Source organism: Paraflavitalea devenefica (assembly GCF_011759375.1).
Taxonomy (GTDB): domain Bacteria; phylum Bacteroidota; class Bacteroidia; order Chitinophagales; family Chitinophagaceae; genus Paraflavitalea; species Paraflavitalea devenefica.
In genome coordinates, this window is record NZ_JAARML010000002.1 from 137,304 (window position 1) to 155,787 (window position 18,484).

Sequence of the window (18,484 nt, forward strand, 5' to 3'; positions counted from 1 at the left end):
TGTTACCGGGAAGGCTTTCTGATAACCCTAACCTCGCCTTTATGAGAAGTGAAACGTATGTTTAAATGGTTAGTTATTGCATGGTGGTGAAGAAAGATACTTCGCCACTCATGTCTACCTGCAATACGATATCTTTAGTGCCTTGCTGCAATTCTACAAAGTAATTGTCTTCGTCGTCAAACTGGTGATTGTACAGCAGCATGTCTGTTTCATTGATCTCATTGTCATTAAACAGGATCACTTTCCCTACATGAGCATCTTTATATTTTTTGTTGATAAATTGCTGTGCTGTAGCCGGCAGGTTGGTAAATGACTTTACTTGCGTAGTTCCCACCAGTTCATTTTTGTAGTCATAAAAAGCGGTCATCTTTTGTCCGTCCTGAACAAAAGTGGCTTCATCGAAATACTTGGTACGCTTCCAGTGAACATCGGACGCTTTATCAAAGTCATCTTCAAAATGCTCCCTGGATTGATAGCTCGGTTGCGGACCTTCCAGCTTTCTCAGTGCCTTTCTTTCTTCTCTTTTTTCCTTTTTCGTAATGCCTCCTTCCTTATTGGCTTTTGCTACATCTTGTTTAACAGAAGCATATTCTTCCTGGGCTTGTATAGCGGCAGCTGAGAGTAAAATTGCCAGAGAGGCGATTATCAGCGTTTTCATTGTTAACTATTTTTAATGGTTATGAATTATTTGCTGATGTAAAGCTACCTCGTGTAAAAGCTTCCGTCAACAGCGTGTCGGCCAACAGGCAAAAATGATCGTTGGCCGGGCATAGGTGATACGTGTACTTATGGCAGGATGACTATAATGTAGTATAAAAATGGCGGGCTTCTTTCAGTGCGGGAATACAAATGTGCTGCACGGCGGTAATATTATTCCAGAGGGCTTCTTCATCCGTATCTATTTGCTCAAGCATATCCAGGTAAGGTTGCAGTTTCTCTGTAAGTCCCATTACGGATACGGATGTCTTCATATTGTGGGCCAGCACCCTTATCATAATAAAATCTTTTCTCCGCCAGGCAAGTTCCAGGCTCTTCAGGTCTTCCGGTATCATTTCCAGGAATTGCTCTGTTACTGTCTTTTCATATTCTTTATTGCCATTGCTAACTTCCTGCATATACCCCAGGTCAATATGCCGGTAGTTGCCGGGCGTGGGTTGATAGACAGGTTTTTGCAGCGGGACTGCCAACTGCTGATGACCGGTCAGTTTGCTGATCAGCCGGTATAATTCTTCTTCCTGTATGGGTTTGGATATATATTCATTCATGCCGGCGCTGAGGCATTTCTCCCGTTCACCTGCCAGCGCATGGGCTGTCATAGCAATAACAGGCGTATTCAGGTGCAGGGTATGTCTTATCTGTGCGGTAGCGGTATACCCATCCATGCCGGGCATCTGGATATCCATCAGGATCAGGTCGTAATGTTGGTCCTGCAGTTTAGTGATCGCTTCCTTGCCATTTCCCGCAAGATCAAATGATAGTTTCCAATAACTGAGAAGATGCTTCATCAGTTGCTGGTTGATCTCATTGTCTTCCACTACCAGTATCCGGATATGGTCAGGCACTGTATTTTTCAGCGCAGGACTATTCCACCGGGTCTGACTGTTAATCGCCTCATTGGTGATTTTATAGGGGATCGTCAGGCGGAACGTGCTGCCTTTATCAGGTTCGCTCATTACCTGTATAGTGCCACCCTGTAGCTCCACCAGGTCTTTTACGATCGAAAGACCAAGTCCGGTGCCACCGTACTTGCGGGTAATGGAATCTTCCGCCTGCCGGAACCGTTCAAAAATATCGGATAGTTTATCACTTTCAATACCGATACCGGTATCGCTTACCGTGATGGCCAGCAGGATCGTTTTTTCTTTAATGCCTTCATTGTTGACGATTACCGTAATGGCGCCCTGCTGGGTAAACTTCGCCGCATTGCCGATCAGGTTTACCAATACCTGGGTGAGCCGGGTTGCATCGCCGTTAAGGGTATCAGGAACGGTATCTTCTACCGTTGTGATCAATTGCAATCCTTTTTCTTTGATCTTTTCGAGGAACATGGTTTCAACTGAATAAAACAGTTCCCGCACACTGAAAGGAGTAGGCTCTATGCGCATCATGCCTGCTTCTATCTTGGAAAGATCGAGGATATCGTTAATGATCGTAAGCAGATTGTCGCCTGATCGTTGTATGGCCTGTACATAACCTTTGGATACTGTATCCATCTCGTGCTTTTGCAGCAGGCTGGTAAAGCCCAGGATGGCATTCATGGGTGTGCGTATTTCATGGCTCATATTGGCCATGAAGTTTTCTTTGATCCGGGCCGCCTCCCGCACCTTTTTCTCTGAGGCATCGAGGCGATGGATCAGTTGGTTTTGCTGTCCGATCCTGTTGATGATAAACCAGAATAACACAGCACCGCTGACCAATACCAGCATGATCAGCACCATTCCTGCCGTGCGGGCCTCGCGGCCATTTCTATCTACCTCATCGGTAAGTGTGGCCAGCAATTGCTGCCGGCTGCTGTCTATCTTCCGGGCTGTAGTGGAGATATCGAGGGTAAGCTGCCTGTTTTGTGTGGTGGCAAATAGCCTGGCGGCAGACGCCTTTCCGCGGTGGTGAAAAGTATCCAGTACCTGGTGGCTGAGTATCAGCTTTTGGTGCACCAGTGTATCCAGTTCATCAATGAACTTCACCGAGCTGTCGTCATCATTGATCTTTTGAAGCATACCCAGGTCTCTTTCCACTTCCGTTACCTGGCGCTCTATGCCTTCAATATCAACGGTATCTTTTGTAGTGATCGTGTGCAGTACCCCGTTTTCTATGGCCTGTACGCCCTTCTCCAATGCCCGTAATTCATTGTCAACCTTGAATTCGTTCATCAGCCGTTCATTGCCGGTAATGAGGCCATTGATACTTTTAGCGGAATTGTATTGTAGATAGATCAGCAATAAGTTACCTGCAATAAAGGCAGCCAGTATATAATAGATGATCTTTTTACTGGTCATTACTGATAAATATTATGCTAATGTAATTCAAAAAATGATCATGCCTGATCATGCTTTTTCTTGTCCCGTATCTTCTGGAACAGGTACGTTAGCGCAATCAGTAAAAGCGCATCTGCAAAGAATAATATGATAAAAAGCATCTTCATGGGTAAAAAAACAAGCCCCGGTAGAAACCGGGGCCGTAAACCAAAACTAACTGCTTATGAAAAAAGTAAGAAAAGAACTTGTGTATTTATTATGCTCTTGCTGATGTAAAGTTGCACCAGATTTCATGGCAAAAAAAGCCTCTCCCGGCGATTGGGGGAAATTCATCGGTGAAAAAGGAAATCCGGTCGGTGGGAACCATGTCAGTCGCCAGCCTCTGGCTGGTGACGGCTATTTCAAAGCCTCTGGCTTTGCTTTACTTCTCCGCAGTGTCTCCCGCAGGGGACGCTGCGGACATCAGGTTACAGAATATTCATACGCTTATTGAGGGCGCTGCGGTAGGCATCTGCCACGGGTAAAGGTTTTCCATTGATAATCAGGGCGCCATCCTGTATCGTCTCTATCTTGCTTACCGCCACAATATAGGAACGGTGTACCCGCAGGAATTTACCGGATGGCAATCTTTCCTCTACCGCTTTCAGGGTGGTATGGATGGCATAGAACTTACCGCGTGTGTGCAGCTTCACATAGTCGCCCATGGCTTCTGCAAACAAGATATCATCCAGGCCAAGCCTGCGCACAATATTGGAATCCCGGATGAATATAAATTCATCTTCCGAGAAGGTAACATCCTCTTTACCACTGTCCAGTATGTCGCGCACTTTATCAATGGCCTGTATAAAACGGGCCGGTGTTACCGGCTTTACAATATAGTCGGCTACATTCAGCTCAAAGGCTTCTGCCGCATACTCTTTTTTGGAGGTGGTGAATACAATAACAGGTCTTTTATTGCCGAGGTTGCGGGTCAGTTCAAGGCCGCTCATGCCCTGCATCTCTATATCCAGCAGGAGCAGGTCTACCGGCTGTTCCCGGATGAAATTCCAGGCTTCCATAGCATCGCTGCATTCGCCAATGACAGTAAGGTCTTTTACCTGGCTGGCCAGTTGTTTGAGGGTGGTCCGGGCTATCTTATTATCGTCAATGATCAGGCAGTTCATATAATAAATATAGCTATTTTCCCACCGTGGGGCCTTCACATATCCTTAACAATTCACCAGGCCGCAGGGCATGCCATCCGGTTCTACCTGGATGGTGGGGTGCTGAACATTTTGCGCCAGTATAATTTCGCGGGCTTTTTGCAGCAGGTTGCTGAGCCGGGAAGTATCAATAGGTTGTTTTACTACCAGGTGCAGGGAAAGGATATTCTTTTCGCCATCCATCGTCCAGCTATGCACATCATGCACACCGGTTACCTCAGGCAGCTTTTTAAGCTCAGTAACAATCGTTTCCTCATCCACCGATGCCGGTGCAGCCTGCAGGAAGATCTTTAAGGTGGCAATAATATTCCTGACTGCATTATAAAGAACGAATACGGCAATACCGACCGACAATAAAGGGTCTATCCAATACCATTGTGTAAAATACATGATCACAGCGCCAATCAGTACGGCTATCCAGCCCAGTGCATCTTCTACCAGGTGCAGCATCACGGCGCGTTGGTTCAATGACCGGCCCTGACCACCCCTGCGCAGCCTTAGTACAGCCAGGCCATTGAAAAGGACACCTGCTATTGCCAGCCACAATACGCCGGTGGTTTTCACCGGTTCTACGGCAAAAAAGCGCGGCACAGCTTCAGTTAAGATCACAACAGAACCGGTTACCAGTATCATGGAAGTGATCAGTGCTGCCAATGTGGAGAACCTCCTTTTGCCATAACTGAAAGTAGATGTTCTGCCCTGACCCGATTGTTTCTCCAGGAATAAAGCGGCCGCAATGGCAATACTGTCGCCCAGGTCATGGATAGCGTCTGAAAGAATGGCAACCGAATTGGTATACAGCCCGCCGGCAAATTCTATAATGGTGAAAAGCACGTTCAGGAGCAGTGCGGCACGCATATTGTTTACTACCGGGTGCACATGCAATGCGCCGCCGCCATCGTGGTGATGTTCCCCGTGCGTACAATTGCCATGCCCGTGTTCATGCTTATGATTATGATCATATCCTTTTTCTGTGGTTGGTGTCATAGCCTGATAAATTTAAGTGCCTGTAGTTCACACAGCAGAAGCTATACTTTTTCTCCTGCTATAGACATCTTCCGGTGCCGCAATCCCCACACGGCCATCGTATCCAGCACCATCGTGAGTGTCTTACCCGATTTGGTAAGTTCATATTCTACGGTGACGGGAATGGTATCATACACCGTACGTTTTACCATTCCATTCAGTTCCAGTTCCTTTAATTCTTTCGACAACATGCGGGCCGTGATGTTGGGAATACAACGTTCCAGCTCCTTAAAACGTTTCTTGCCAAACAATAAACCGCCTATGATGGGTAGTTTCCATTTGCCATTCAACACGTTGAGCGTATCATTGATAGCAAGGATAAACTCAGAAGAGCAATGTTTAACATTTTTTAACTCTTTTTCGTACGTAGACATGTTAACTTAATTTTGAAAGTAGCTATACTAAAGTATACCGGTATCCTTTTGTATAGTGCTTACTTTTGTATAGTAAAGGTACGTATTTTTGTTGGCAGAAATAAATACCTGAAAAAAGAGCTTACATTAAAAATCGATAAAAACAATCACCCATGTTTAAATCAATTACAGTTTTAGTAGCAGTTGCACTCTTATCCTTTACACTTCCTAACAGCTCCTGGAAATCAGACGCTGTGCATTCAAGATTTGGTTTCAGTGTTACCCATATGGGCATTGCCAGCGCCAATGGGCAGTTTAAAGATTACACCATCTCCATTACCAATACGGCTGCCGATTTTTCTGATGCAGTAGTAGAGCTGAATGCAAAAGTAGCCAGCATTGACACTTACAATGAAATGAGGAATGAGCACCTGAAGGGCGCTGATTTCTTTGATGCTGCCAAATACCCTGAGCTTACTTTCAAGAGCACTTCCTTCAAAAAGGTAAAGGACAAAACTTTCAAAGTAACCGGCGATCTTACCCTGCATGGCGTTACTAAGAAAATAGAATTGAATGCTGTACTGGTTGGTACTGCTGTTAACCCGCAAAGCAAAAAAGAACTGGTTGGCTTCAAAGTGACCGGAACTATCAAGCGTACTGATTTCGGTATCGCTACCGGTATGCCGGTTGCCATGCTGGCTGACGAAGTAGCCATCACGGGCGACTTTGAATTTGTTAAAGACTAATCCGGTAACAGATGAAGAAAATCGTTTTATCCTTTGCAACACTGCTTGTTCTTACAGCAGTGTTTGCTTTCTCTGTAGCCAAGAACTGGGACATCAAAAAAGATTATAGTATCAAATTCTCCGGGGAGGATGCTTCCGGCATATTTAAAACCTTTACCGGTACGATCGTTTTTGATGAGCAGAACCTGGCAACTTCCAAATTTACGGTGAGTATTGATGTGGCCTCTATTAATACCGGCAATGGCATGCAGAACAAACATGCCAAAGGCGCCGATTGGTTTGATGCCACCAAATACCCACAGATCACATTTACCTCTTCCAAAATCAGCAAGGCTGGCAGTAGCTGGCAAACCACCGGTACACTGGAAATGCATGGTGTAAAGAAAGAGATCACCATTCCTTTCTCCTTTGTACCCAAAGGCAATGAAGCGGTGTTTTCCGGTTCCTTCAGTGTGAACCGCAGCGATTATGGAATTGGAAAACCGGCAGCAGGTGCAGCAGGACAGGTGAAGATTGAAGTATATGTACCTGTTACCAAAAAATAAAAGGTACGTCCATGTTTAAAAGATCATTCTTATTAGGGCTTTTGGCCGGTGTTTTGGCCGGTGTGGCTTCCCTGATCTATGTCCGGGTATACACCTCATCGCTGGGCGCCGATTTCTCCACCGTAGCCAGCACTACTTCTATCATAGTAGGCTCGGTATTAGGTGGCGTATTGGCAGGAGTAGGATACTGGCTTTTGAACAAGCTCCTGAAAAACAAAGGAGAGATTGTATTCAACTTCTTATTGACCATATTGAGCTTTGCGAGCATATTGGCTCCGCTGGCCGCCCGGCTTCCGCTGGATGTGGAGATGCCGGAGCTGTTCCCGGGACTTACAGTGCCCATGCACTTCTTCCCGGCACTGGCCTGGTTCACGCTCAAGCCCCTGTTTATTCAACAGGTAACAAAGAATTATGATAAACCGGCAGGCATTTAATTGGTAGGCATTGTAGGTAAGATATATAAGGCTGCTCCGTAAAGGGCAGCCTTTTTGTTTATATATGTTTCTTTACCTGTAATATCACATACTTGGAAGTAGGCGTATTGCTTTTATCGGCCACGCTGCTAATAGGCACCAGTACATTGGTTTCAGGAAAGTACGTAGCGGTGCAACCGGCCGGAATAGGATAGGGCACTACAATAAACCGCCGGGCTACTCTTTCCACGCCATCATGGTAATTGAACAGGTCCACTACATCACCGCTTTGTAATCCCCGCTTATTCATATCGCCCTGGTTCATTAGTATTACCCGGCGCTCATGGTAAATGCCGCGATAGCGGTCGTCCAGTCCATAAATAGTGGTATTGAACTGGTCATGGCTGCGGATCGTCATCATCAGCAACTCATCGGGCGCTAATTGCAGAGTGAGTGGCGTAGCAATATTGAAATGTGCTTTCCGGCTGGCTGTGTCAAAATTCCCTTCCCGGTTGCAATTGGGCAGGTAAAATCCGCCCGGTATACGCACCCGTTCATTATATTGCTCAAAACCAGGAATGGTCCGTTCTATATCTTCCCGTATGCGATCATAATGCTGCAGATACTTATCCCAGTCTATGGTGCTGCGGTTGCCCAGCGTCGCTTTGGCGAGGCGGCAAACAATAACCGGTTCACTCAGCAGCTCATGGGATACAGGCGATAAAACGCCTTTGGAGGATTGAACAACGCCCATGGAGTTTTCACAACTCACAAATTGTTCTTCGCCATGCAGCATATCCTTATCGCTGCGTCCCAGGCAGGGGAGTATCAACGCTTCTTCTCCATGCACCAGGTGACTGCGGTTCAGTTTGGTAGATACCTGCACCGTCAACAGGCATTTTCGCAAAGCGGCTGCCGTGTATTGCGTGTCGGGCGTAGCAGACAGGAAATTACCGCCCATCGCAAAGAATACCTTCCCCTTCCCACCATACATAGCCTTGATAGCTTCCACCACATCCCATCCGGGCGCTGCCGGTGGCGTAAATCCAAAACTGTGCTGAATGGCCTGCAGGAAGCGCACAGAGGGTTTTTCATAAATGCCCATCGTTCTGTCGCCCTGTACATTGCTGTGTCCACGTACCGGGCAGGTGCCTGCTCCTTTTTTCCCGATACTTCCCTTGAGCAGTAATAAATTCACAATCTCCTTGATCGTATCTACGGCATTCTTATGTTGGGTGAGGCCCATGGCCCAGCATACGATCATCTTCTTTTTATACTTCAGCAAGCCGGCTACTTCCTGCAACTGTGGCAGGTCAATACCACAGGCTTGTACCAACGCTTCCATATCCTGCTGTTGCAGGTGTTGTGCAAACTCTGTATATCCTGTAGTACGGCTGCTGATAAAACCAGGGTCCAGCACCTTGCCCGGTTCCTGTGCTTCCGCCTGCAGCAATAGTTTTTCAAGCGCCTGCAGCAGGGCCATATCGCCATTGATCTTCACGGGCAGGAACACATCGGTAAGCGCCGTTCCCCTATTCAGCAGGCCTTTCAGTTGCTGCGGATTATTAAATCCCATCAATCCCGCTTCGGGCAGTGGATTCGCCGATATGATCAGCGCGCCATTGGCCTTTGCTTTCTGCAGGGCCGTAAGCATGCGTGGATGATTGGTGCCGGGATTTTGTCCCAGGATCATGATCACTTCCGCTTCATAAAAATCTTCCAGTTTTACCGATCCCTTGCCAATGCCCAGCGATTCCCCCAATGCTACGCCACTGCTTTCATGACACATATTGCTGCAATCGGGCAGGTTATTGGTGCCATAAGCGCGTACAAACAACTGGTAGAGGAAAGCCGCTTCATTACTGGTGCGTCCTGATGTATAAAAGATAGCTTCATTGGGCGAAGCAAGGCTGTTTAGCGCGACTGCTATCTTGTCAAAAGCAGCTTCCCAGGAAATAGGCTGGTAATGGGTAGCGCCTTGGGGAAGATACAGGGGCTGCGCTATGCGTCCCTGCCGTCCGATCTCATAATCGGTAAGTGCCGCCAATTCTGATACACTATGTTGAGAAAAGAATGCTGCTGTTAACTTCTTTGCTGTAGCTTCTTCGGCTACTGCCTTGGCGCCATTTTCACAATACTCTGCTATACCGCTGCGTTCATCATCCGGATCGGGCCAGGCGCAACTGGGACAGTCAAAGCCTCCCTTTTGGTTCAGTTGTGCCAACGCTTTCAGTCCACGCACAATCCCTGCCTCCCGGAATACGTGTTTGAAGCTGTTCAGTACAGCCGGCATACCGGCGGCTGTTGTTTTTACAGGCTCCAGTTTTAATCCTGTAAAAAGCTCAGGATTTTCTGCTCCCGGTATGGGTGATGTATGCTCATTCATAGCTGTATGCGTTTGGAGCCACAATAAATATTAAAACGTTCATTCCGTAAAAAGCCTATCAGCGTCATATCATATTCCTGTGCCAGTGATACGGCCAGGCTGGAAGGGGCGCCCACGGCCGCCACTACCTTAATGCCTGCCATTGCCGCCTTCTGTATCAGTTCAAAGCTGGCGCGACCGCTGAGTAACAGTATCCTGTTATGCAGCGGCAACTGGTCCTGCAGCAAAGCGGCACCGATCAGTTTGTCCAGCGCATTATGCCGGCCCACATCTTCCCGCAACATACAGAAATGGCCATCCGGTGTAAACAGGGCAGAAGCATGCAGGCCGCCTGTGCTGTCAAAGATTGCCTGTTGCTTCAACAGACTGGCATGCAAGCCATGCAATACAGCTTCTGTGATCAGCAGCTCATCGGGCAGGGTATTAAAAACTGTTACCGTTTTAATGGCATCAATACTGGCCTTGCCGCATACGCCGCAACTGGAGGTAGTATAAAAATTACGGTCGGCCTGCTGCAGCCGGGGCGTAATAGCAGGTTGGAGGATTACCTGTACCGTATTCATGCCCGGCAATACCTGTGGTATGCTTGCTATCTCCTGCCGGCTTTGAATAATCCCTTCTGTAAACAGGAAGCCGGCGGCCAGTTCTTCATCCTGTCCCGGCGTACGCATGGTAACGGATACATTCCGTTGTTTACGTTCAGCACCATATACTAATTGTAGCTCCAATGGTTCCTCAATAGCCAGCACATCATCTGACAATGATACCTGCCCGGCCTGCACTTTCCGGATGGTTAAGGTGGTAACTGCACTGATTTCCATAATTACCCTGTTAATTGATACCTGAAAGTTACCTCTATTTTAACACTTCAACCTTAGCGGGTTATCTTTGTTATGTCTTTCATGTCAGGCTGAGCCTGTCGAAGCCCGTGTAATAAGAAGAAAGTAATACCATGAATGCAGAACAGCAACGTTTAGAACAGCTTGAATGGAAAAGATGGGGATCGTATGTGTCCGACAGGCAATGGGGGACCGTACGGGAGGATTACAGCGCCAATGGCGATGCCTGGAACTATACCACCCACGATATGGCGCGCAGCAGGGCCTGGCGCTGGGGAGAAGAAGGCATTGCCGGCATCAGTGATGACAAGCAACTGTTGTGTTTTGCACTGGCGTTATGGAATAAAAGAGACCCCATTATAAAAGAACGTTTCTTTGGTCTTACCAATCAGCAAGGTAATCATGGGGAGGATGTAAAAGAGCTTTACTATTACCTCGATGCCACGCCTACCCACTCCTATATGAAGATGCTGTACAAGTACCCGCAGCAGGAATTTCCGTATGAATGGCTGGTACAGGAAAATGGCCGACGCTCTCGCCTGGAAGAAGAGTTTGAATTACTGGATACAGGCCTTTTCAATGAAGACAAATATTTTGATGTGTTGGTGGAATATGCCAAGACAGGTCCCGATGATATACTGGTAAAAATAACCATTCACAACCGGGGGCCGGAAACGGCCAGCCTGCATGTACTACCCACTGCCTGGTTTCGCAATACCTGGAGCTGGGGCCGGCAGGATTATAAACCCGTGTTGTATCAGGTAGATGATAATGCCATCGGTATTAAGCACAAAGATGTAGCGGTTTCTTTCCTGTACTATGAAGAAAAGGCCAATGCCTTGTTTTGTGAAAATGAAACCAATACCCTTCGCCTGTACAACTATGATAATAAGCATCCTTATCCCAAGGATGGCATTGCCGATCACCTCATACATGGCAAAGATTCCGTGAATCCTACCATGGAAGGCACCAAGGCGGCGATTGACTTTGACATCGTAGTACCTGCCAGGCAATCGCATACCATCAGACTCCGCCTTTGTGATCATAAAACAGCCACTCCCTTCAATGATTTTGATAAGCTGTTTGAAGAGCGGGTAAGGGAGGCTGATAGTTATTATGACCACTTGCAGCACACCATTAAGGATGCGGATGAGAAGCTGGTGCACCGGCAGGCCATTGCCGGCATGTTGTGGAACAAACAATTCTATTCCTATAAAGTACAGCAATGGCTGGATGGAGATCCTGCCATGCCACCTCCACCGGCCGAACGGTTGAAGGGACGCAATGCCGACTGGCGGCAGGTGAACAATGAGCACATTTTATCGGTACCCGACAAATGGGAGTTTCCCTGGTATGCAGCCTGGGACCTGGGTTTTCATTGCGTTACCCTTGGTATGGTAGATCCGGACTTTGCCAAGCACCAGTTACAATTGCTCACGGAAGAGTGGTACATGCAGCCCGCCGGCATGTTGCCGGCTTATGAGTGGGCGTTGGGTGACGTCAATCCTCCTATACATGCAGGCGCGGTGTACCGGGTATTCCGGCAGGATGCCCGGGCCAAAGGGAAAAAAGACTATGACTTTCTGGAGTCTCTCTTCCATAAATTGCTCATCAATTTTACCTGGTGGGTAAACCGGAAAGACAGGCAGGGAAGCAATATTTTCGAAGGCGGCTTCCTGGGCCTGGATAATATCGGGGTGTTTGACAGAAGCGCCCCCTTACCGGAAGGGGTAACGGCGGAACAGGCTGATGCCACCAGTTGGATGGCTTCGTATGCCCTCAACATGCTGCACATTTCACTGGAACTGTCTACCCACAACAAGGCCTATACCGGCATGGCCACCAAATTCTTTGAGCATTTCCTGTACATAGCGGGCGCCATGGCCAGCATGGGCCGGGGGAATACCGGTTTGTGGGATGAAGAAGACGAATTCTTTTATGACCAGATCCGCGTGCAGAACAAAAGCATCACGAAACTAAAGGTGAGGAGCATGGTGGGATTGATACCGTTGTTTGCCGTAGAAGTGATCACCGAAGAAACACTCCAGAACAATCCTGTATTTGCAGAACGCATGCAGTGGTTCCTCGATCACCGGCCCGATCTTGCTTTGCTGGTATCCCGCTGGTATGAAGATGGCAAAGGGGATGTGCACCTGCTGGGCCTGCTGCGTGGGTACCGTATGAAAAGATTGCTCAGCCGCATGCTGGATGAAACAGAGTTCCTGAGTGACTATGGCATACGGTCGTTGTCAAAAAAACATGGGGAACATCCATATAGCATTCATGTCAATGGTGGTGAGCTGAAAGTACAGTATGTGCCCGGGGAAAGTGACAGTGGTATGTATGGCGGCAATTCCAACTGGCGTGGGCCTATCTGGATGCAGATGAACTTTCTCATCATTGAAAGTCTGCGTAAATACCATTTTTATTATAGTGATGACTTCAAAATAGAGTATCCTACTGCGTCAGGCCAGTATATGACGCTCAAAGAGGTGGGCACTGAGCTGGCCAACCGGTTGTTGAAAATATTCCTGAAAGACGGGCAGGGCAGGAGGGCCGTTTTCGGCAACAATGAAAAGCTGCAGCAAGACCCTCACTTCAAAGACCATATCCTGTTCTATGAATACTTTCATGGCGATAGCGGCAAAGGCCTTGGCGCCTCCCATCAAACCGGCTGGACGGGCCTGATAGCCAACCTTATCATCATGAAAAACAGTTGAGGAGCTTTTTTGTAATTGATGACGGAAATTATTACTTTAGGCGCAGGCCTACAATATGACATCATCAACTAATACTGCTTTATGGGATCAGCTACGCCATGGTGATGAAAAAGCTTTGTATGCCTTGTACCAGTTACATTATGATGAATTGCTGCAATATGGCCTGAGGCTTTGTGGCAATATTAATGACAGCAAAGATTCCATCAACCTCGTATTTGCAGGCCTCTGGGCCAACCGCCATAAATTGCCCGAAGCCACACATCCCAAAGCCTACCTGTTTACCTGTTTTAAGAACAGGATGCTGCGCGCGATCCAAAAGCAGGACCATAAACTGGTACCCATTCACACCAACACCGAGAATTTTATTGCTTCCACTGCTTCCGTGGAAGAAACCCTCATTGAGCTACAGGAATATGAATTGCTCAAACAACGGGCCGCACAGCTTTTAAACCATCTTACCCTGCGGCAACAGGAGCTCATCAAACTCCGGTTTATAGAAGAAATGAGCTACGAGAAAATTGCCCTTCAACTGGATCTTTCCGTCCGCACCGTGTACAACAGCATCCACGAAAGCATCAAGGCCCTGAAGAAAATATTTGAGCAGTAGGCAAAAAAAACTTTCCCAAACGGCGGTAAAAACATTCCCTGCCCGGTATCTTATATAAATATAGGGGATGGTTTGCCGGTGTAGGCATGGCTTTTTACCCTATAACCTTTTGTATGCCTGATTATAAGAACTACACAACAGAAGACTATCTGTCCGACGGATCCTTTGTAAACTACCTGCTTCAGAACAATGAGGCCGATGTGGTGCAATGGAAAAACCGGAAGGATAGGGGCCAGGTGAACCAGGAAGTGTTTATGCAGGCCTCCCACCTCTTCTTTATACTGAAGGAGCAGCAGGCGATCAACGTCAATAAAGAGGTAGAGTTGGCAAAACTGCGGCAATTGATCAGCGCCGGAAGTGAACCGGTGCAGGTCCAGGCAATCATAGCCAATGCAAACCGGCGGAAACAACCGTTCTTGCGTTATGCATGGCCGGCTGCTGCCGCAGTATTCATCATAGCAGTAGCTACCTGGTTCTTCTTTCCCTCCTCCGGCGAACGCCGTACACCGGAGAAAGATTTTGTAGCATTCGCGGTTACACAGGGCGATATCAGGCATATTACCCTGCCCGACGGAAGTGAAGTAATATTAAATGGAAACTCTTCCATCAGCCTGGCGCCTGGCTTTAATAATAAGAACCGGGAAGTGTTGCTGAATGGAACTGCTTTTTTCCAGGTAACCAAAAATCCGGATAAGCCATTTACGGTTATCAGTGGCGAGGTGAATACGACGGCGCTGGGTACCTCCTTTTACATACATCAGTCTTCCAACGCGGCTCCTACTACCGTATCACTGCTCACCGGTAAGGTAAGGATTGACGTGAAAGGGCAATCATCTGTTCACCTGGTGCCTTATGAAAAGGCCATCTATGATCAGGAAAAACAATTGGTAAAATCAACATTCGATAAAGACGCGCTCGTTAACTGGACCAAAGGATTGATCATCTTCAGAAAAGCAAACTGGGAACAGGTAAAAAGCATCATTGAAGAGTATTTTGATAAAAAGCTCGTCATTACCGCCAACAACGTAAAGGACATCAGTTTTACAGGAGAGTTCAGGGCAGACCAACTGGAATCAATACTGTCGTCCCTGGAATTTACCTATGATCTAAAATATACGATCCAAAACCAAACCGTCAACATCGCCTTTTAACCAGGCTGCTTAAACAAAACTGCTTATGACCTACACAACCAAAGCTGTGGGCAAGGGCCTCCTTTTGCTCAGCGTCGCCGCCCTGTTTTTATTTTCATTGTTGCCTGTATCAGGCTTCTCCCAGGAGAGCCCCATGGTGCAGATCGGTTTTACAAATACACCGGTGGAAAAGGTCTTCAGTGAAATTACCCAAAAGGCAGGCGTTCGTTTTGCCTATGATGCAGGCAAAGTAAACCTCACCAAAAAGATCTCCCTGCCTGCGGCCAGTTACCGGTTAAAGGACCTGCTGGATAAAGTATGCGCCCTGGCAGGGTTTACCTATCAATTAAAGAACAATACCGTAACGGTAAAGGCCATCAGCGTGGATAGCCCTGAGATCAATACGGTATTGAAAGGTAAAGTGCTTACTGAAACAGGCGAACCACTGCCCTCGGTAAGTATTCATAATGCCAGATTAAAGATCACCGTTGTCTCTGATAAGGGGGGCGCTTTTGAAATACCGGCTGAATTAAGGACCCGGCTGGTGTTCACCTGTATTGGCTATGAAGATAAAATGATGCAGGTGGAATCGCTCAATCAGCCGGTAACGATCACGTTGGTATCTTCTGCAAAGAACCTGAGTGAAGTAGTGGTTACGGGGCTCGGTATTAAGCGGGAGAAAAAGGCCCTCAGCTATGCGGTAGGAGAAGTTAAAGGAGATGCCATTGACAAAGCCCGTGAGCCCAATGTGATCAATACATTGGCCGGCAGGGTTCCCGGTCTCATCATCAGCAATACGGCAGGCGGCCCCGGAGGCGCGGCCAAAGTACTCATAAGAGGGAATACTGATATTACCGGCAATAACCAGCCCCTGTATGTAGTGGATGGAGTGCCTATGGATAATTCCAACTACGGCGCTTCCAGCAATGATAAATATGCATCGGGTTTTGACCTGGGCGATGCCATCTCCGCCATTGACCCCAATGATGTAGAAACCATTTCCATACTCAAGGGGCCCGCCGCTTCTGCCCTCTATGGAAGCCGTGCAGGCCATGGTGTCATTATGATCACTACCAAAAAAGGATCAGCGCGTAAAACCCTGGGCGTGGAGATCAATTCAACCGCCACCTTTGAAACCCTGCTCACCCGCGCCGATGATAACCAGTATGAATACGGACAGGGCATGAATGGCAATATCCCTACCAGTCAGCTCATTTCCAGGAATACCTTATTCTCCAACTTCGGCGCCAGGCTCGATCGCAATCTTACCATTCCTTCCTTCGATGGAGGTACGGCTCCCTATGGCCTTGTAAAGAACAACATTGAAAACTTCTTCCGTACCGGCACCACTTTTGCCAATAATATTTCCCTCACCGGGGGTAATGAGAACAGCAGTTTCCGGTTCTCTTACAGCAACCTGTACAATAATGATATAGTACCCAAAAGCTACCTCAACCGTAACACCTTTACGCTACGGGGTACCAGTAAAATAGGTACGCAATTCAACATCGATGTACGGGCTACTTATATGAATGAATACGTTAAGAACAGGCCCGGCCTGGCCGATGACCCCAGTAACATAGGCTTCAATTTCGTGGGTCTTGCCAATAATGTTGATCAGCAGGTTTTTGAAAAAGGTTACCAGGATCAGTTTGGCCAATACGTAGAGTGGGGCGGTGGTCAATACCACCTCAATCCCTATTGGGTTATTAACCGTATGAGCAATGTCACCCGGAAAGACCGGCTCATGAGCATCATACAGCTCAACTATAACCCAACCTATTGGCTCTCTCTGCAAGGCAGGATCAATAATGACTTTACCTTCCTGGGCTTCCAGAAATTCAGTCCGCCCACTACACCCGGTGCATTGACCGGCCGGTTGGACGGCACAGATACCAGGTTCTCCTATACTTCAGCAGACATGTTGATCACTATGAAAAAGCAGGTTGGCCGTTTCGATGGCGCTGTTAATATTGGCGGAAGCATGGAGTTCTATAGGAACCGGGGTACCGCCAAGGCTGGCACCAATATGGTGGTCACGGATGCCGTAGCTTTCAACAGCTTCAAAACAAATACCGTTACTGAAACCAATATCAGGAAAAGGAACAATTCATTCTATTCAACCCTCAGCCTCGGCTATCATGGTTACCTGTTCCTGGATGCCACCATCAGGCGGGATATCTCTTCCTCCCTGCCTGTTGCCAACAATAGTTACTGGTATCCTTCACTGGGCGCCTCCTTCATTGTGTCGGATGCACTGGATATAAAGAGCAAATTCCTGAACTACCTGAAAGTACGGGCTTCTGCAGCGGAAGTAGGCAATGACACTGATCCTTACCAGCTAAACCTGAACTATGTATTAAATCCCCTGCAGCCTTCCTCCACCGTTATTGGTGCTATTGCCAATACGTCCAACCCCAACCCTTACCTGAGGCCTACCCGTACCCGCAGTTTTGAAGCCGGTACAGATATGAAATTCCTGGATAACAGGCTCGGACTGGAATTTACCTGGTATACGCAAAACTCCAGGGACCAGATCAACCAGATCAATATCCCCTTTTCCGGTGGATTTGCCACACGGATCATTAATGCCGGTAACATTACCAATACAGGCATTGAAATACTAATAACCGGTAAGCCGGTGGTTACCAAAAATTTTACCTGGGAGGTGGCAGCCAATGCTGCGCATAATAAGAATACCGTCAAATCACTCGCTGAGGGGGTTACCTATATTACCCTCTCCGATGCAAGATGGCTGGGTATTTCAGTGATCGCGGAACCCAACCTGCCGTATGGTACCATGCTGGGTTATGATTACCAGCGTACACCCACCGGACAGATCATTCTTGATCCCATTACCCTGCATCCATTGGCCGGCGATGAGCGCGTACCGGTGGGCAAAGGGACCTGGGACTGGACAGGCGGTCTCACCAATACATTCCGCTACAGGAACATTTCCCTGACCGCTGTAATTGATATAAAAACAGGCGCCGATCTGTTTTCCATGACCAACCTGTTTGCAGTAACACGCGGTCAGCATAAAATGACATTGGCAGGCAGGAAAGAATGGATCCAATCCGAAGAAGCAAGGCTGGCAGCAAATAAAACAATAGAGGAATGGATGGCATCGGGCAACGCACAGGGATACGTTCCCCAGGGCGTGGTACAAACAGGAACAGACCCGGATGGTAAACCAATCTATAGCACCAACACAAAACCCGTTGATCCCAATGTTTATTGGCCTCTTTACTACGGAGATGATAAAGGTATTGCCCCTCCGTTTGTCTACGATGCCAGCTACATCAAAATGCGGGAAATTGTACTCTCCTGTGTATTGCCCGCCCGGTGGTCAAAGAAAATAAGTGCCCAATCTATTTCGCTGGCTGTAGTAAGCCGCAATCCTTTCATCATTCATAAAAGCGTTCCCAACGTTGACCCTGATTCCAACTATAACAATGGTAACGGACAGGGGCTGGAATACGGCTCATTGCCGGGCAGAAGAAGCTGGGGCATCAACCTGAACGTAAAGTTTTAAAAGGAAG

At 47.6% G+C, this 18,484-nt stretch carries 14 protein-coding genes; 7 read left to right on the forward strand and 7 right to left on the reverse strand.

Translation table 11 applies throughout. The features are described from left to right. Nucleotides 1-73 precede the first annotated feature (73 nt). From HB364_RS10165 to HB364_RS10185, 5 genes are all read right to left on the reverse strand, one after another. Nucleotides 74-658: a hypothetical protein gene (locus HB364_RS10165; protein WP_167287878.1), complete on the reverse strand. Its 585-nt coding sequence runs from the start codon at nt 656-658 to the stop codon at nt 74-76. A 142-nt stretch (nt 659-800) separates the two neighbouring features. Then, the gene (locus tag HB364_RS10170; protein ID WP_167287879.1) at nt 801-2,996 is read right to left on the reverse strand and encodes an ATP-binding protein; all 2,196 of its coding nucleotides are present in this window, start codon (nt 2,994-2,996) and stop codon (nt 801-803) included. Between the two features lie 446 nt (nt 2,997-3,442). Beyond that, nucleotides 3,443-4,138 (reverse strand): LytR/AlgR family response regulator transcription factor, encoded by a 696-nt coding sequence (locus HB364_RS10175; protein ID WP_167287880.1) that lies wholly within the window; start codon nt 4,136-4,138, stop codon nt 3,443-3,445. 45 nt (nt 4,139-4,183) lie between these two features. Continuing rightward, nucleotides 4,184-5,164, reverse strand: coding sequence for a cation diffusion facilitator family transporter (locus tag HB364_RS10180; RefSeq protein WP_167287881.1), 981 nt, complete (start codon nt 5,162-5,164; stop codon nt 4,184-4,186). 41 nt (nt 5,165-5,205) lie between these two features. Beyond that, nucleotides 5,206-5,577 carry a winged helix-turn-helix transcriptional regulator gene (locus tag HB364_RS10185; RefSeq protein WP_167287882.1) on the reverse strand — a complete coding sequence of 124 codons (372 nt, stop codon included), beginning with the start codon at nt 5,575-5,577 and terminating at the stop codon, nt 5,206-5,208. A 152-nt stretch (nt 5,578-5,729) separates the two neighbouring features. Here HB364_RS10185 and HB364_RS10190 point away from each other — a divergent pair, with 152 nt between their 5' ends. Genes HB364_RS10190 through HB364_RS10200 form a run of 3 tightly spaced genes read left to right on the forward strand, consistent with a single transcriptional unit; the run spans nt 5,730 to nt 7,281 of the window. Further along, a complete protein-coding gene (locus HB364_RS10190) occupies nt 5,730-6,302 on the forward strand; it encodes a YceI family protein (RefSeq protein ID WP_167287883.1) in 573 nt (190 codons plus the stop codon). An 11-nt stretch (nt 6,303-6,313) separates the two neighbouring features. Then, nucleotides 6,314-6,847, forward strand: coding sequence for a YceI family protein (locus tag HB364_RS10195; RefSeq protein ID WP_167287884.1), 534 nt, complete (start codon nt 6,314-6,316; stop codon nt 6,845-6,847). Between the two features lie 11 nt (nt 6,848-6,858). Then, entirely contained in the window at nt 6,859-7,281 is a 423-nt protein-coding gene (locus tag HB364_RS10200; protein WP_167287885.1) for a hypothetical protein, read from the forward strand. Between the two features lie 58 nt (nt 7,282-7,339). Here HB364_RS10200 and HB364_RS10205 read toward each other — a convergent pair whose 3' ends face one another. Together HB364_RS10205 and fdhD are read right to left on the reverse strand one after the other, a co-directional pair. Then, the gene (locus HB364_RS10205; protein WP_167287886.1) at nt 7,340-9,646 is read right to left on the reverse strand and encodes an FdhF/YdeP family oxidoreductase; all 2,307 of its coding nucleotides are present in this window, start codon (nt 9,644-9,646) and stop codon (nt 7,340-7,342) included. Further along, nucleotides 9,643-10,467 carry a formate dehydrogenase accessory sulfurtransferase FdhD gene (fdhD, locus tag HB364_RS10210; RefSeq protein ID WP_167287887.1) on the reverse strand — a complete coding sequence of 275 codons (825 nt, stop codon included), beginning with the start codon at nt 10,465-10,467 and terminating at the stop codon, nt 9,643-9,645. The genes HB364_RS10205 and fdhD overlap by 4 nt, the downstream gene beginning before the upstream one ends. A gap of 131 nt (nt 10,468-10,598) precedes the next feature. On the opposite strand from fdhD, the gene HB364_RS10215 reads away from it, so the two are divergent. The 4 genes from HB364_RS10215 to HB364_RS10230 all read left to right on the forward strand — a co-directional run bounded on the left by HB364_RS10215 (nt 10,599) and on the right by HB364_RS10230 (nt 18,477). After that, complete coding sequence (locus tag HB364_RS10215) at nt 10,599-13,205, forward strand: MGH1-like glycoside hydrolase domain-containing protein (protein ID WP_167287888.1); 2,607 nt, start codon at nt 10,599-10,601, stop codon at nt 13,203-13,205. Between the two features lie 55 nt (nt 13,206-13,260). Further along, the gene (locus tag HB364_RS10220) at nt 13,261-13,812 is read left to right on the forward strand and encodes an RNA polymerase sigma factor (RefSeq protein WP_167287889.1); all 552 of its coding nucleotides are present in this window, start codon (nt 13,261-13,263) and stop codon (nt 13,810-13,812) included. A 113-nt stretch (nt 13,813-13,925) separates the two neighbouring features. Continuing rightward, the gene (locus HB364_RS10225) at nt 13,926-14,963 is read left to right on the forward strand and encodes a FecR family protein (RefSeq protein ID WP_167287890.1); all 1,038 of its coding nucleotides are present in this window, start codon (nt 13,926-13,928) and stop codon (nt 14,961-14,963) included. Nucleotides 14,964-14,988: 25 nt separating this feature from the next. Next, a complete protein-coding gene (locus HB364_RS10230) occupies nt 14,989-18,477 on the forward strand; it encodes a SusC/RagA family TonB-linked outer membrane protein (RefSeq protein WP_167287891.1) in 3,489 nt (1,162 codons plus the stop codon). Nucleotides 18,478-18,484: the final 7 nt, after the last annotated feature.

Bases quoted from the DNA above. Each gene is read 5' to 3' on its own strand.
- fdhD (WP_167287887.1), bottom strand. From the start codon at position 10,467: ATGGAAATCAGTGCAGTTACCACCTTAACCATCCGGAAAGTGCAGGCC.
- HB364_RS10195 (WP_167287884.1), top strand. From the start codon at position 6,314: ATGAAGAAAATCGTTTTATCCTTTGCAACACTGCTTGTTCTTACAGCA.
- HB364_RS10230 (WP_167287891.1), top strand. From the start codon at position 14,989: ATGACCTACACAACCAAAGCTGTGGGCAAGGGCCTCCTTTTGCTCAGC.
- HB364_RS10220 (WP_167287889.1), top strand. From the start codon at position 13,261: ATGACATCATCAACTAATACTGCTTTATGGGATCAGCTACGCCATGGT.
- HB364_RS10180 (WP_167287881.1), bottom strand. From the start codon at position 5,164: ATGACACCAACCACAGAAAAAGGATATGATCATAATCATAAGCATGAA.
- HB364_RS10190 (WP_167287883.1), top strand. From the start codon at position 5,730: ATGTTTAAATCAATTACAGTTTTAGTAGCAGTTGCACTCTTATCCTTT.
- HB364_RS10225 (WP_167287890.1), top strand. From the start codon at position 13,926: ATGCCTGATTATAAGAACTACACAACAGAAGACTATCTGTCCGACGGA.
- HB364_RS10165 (WP_167287878.1), bottom strand. From the start codon at position 658: ATGAAAACGCTGATAATCGCCTCTCTGGCAATTTTACTCTCAGCTGCC.
- HB364_RS10175 (WP_167287880.1), bottom strand. From the start codon at position 4,138: ATGAACTGCCTGATCATTGACGATAATAAGATAGCCCGGACCACCCTC.
- HB364_RS10215 (WP_167287888.1), top strand. From the start codon at position 10,599: ATGAATGCAGAACAGCAACGTTTAGAACAGCTTGAATGGAAAAGATGG.
- HB364_RS10185 (WP_167287882.1), bottom strand. From the start codon at position 5,577: ATGTCTACGTACGAAAAAGAGTTAAAAAATGTTAAACATTGCTCTTCT.
- HB364_RS10170 (WP_167287879.1), bottom strand. From the start codon at position 2,996: ATGACCAGTAAAAAGATCATCTATTATATACTGGCTGCCTTTATTGCA.
- HB364_RS10205 (WP_167287886.1), bottom strand. From the start codon at position 9,646: ATGAATGAGCATACATCACCCATACCGGGAGCAGAAAATCCTGAGCTT.
- HB364_RS10200 (WP_167287885.1), top strand. From the start codon at position 6,859: ATGTTTAAAAGATCATTCTTATTAGGGCTTTTGGCCGGTGTTTTGGCC.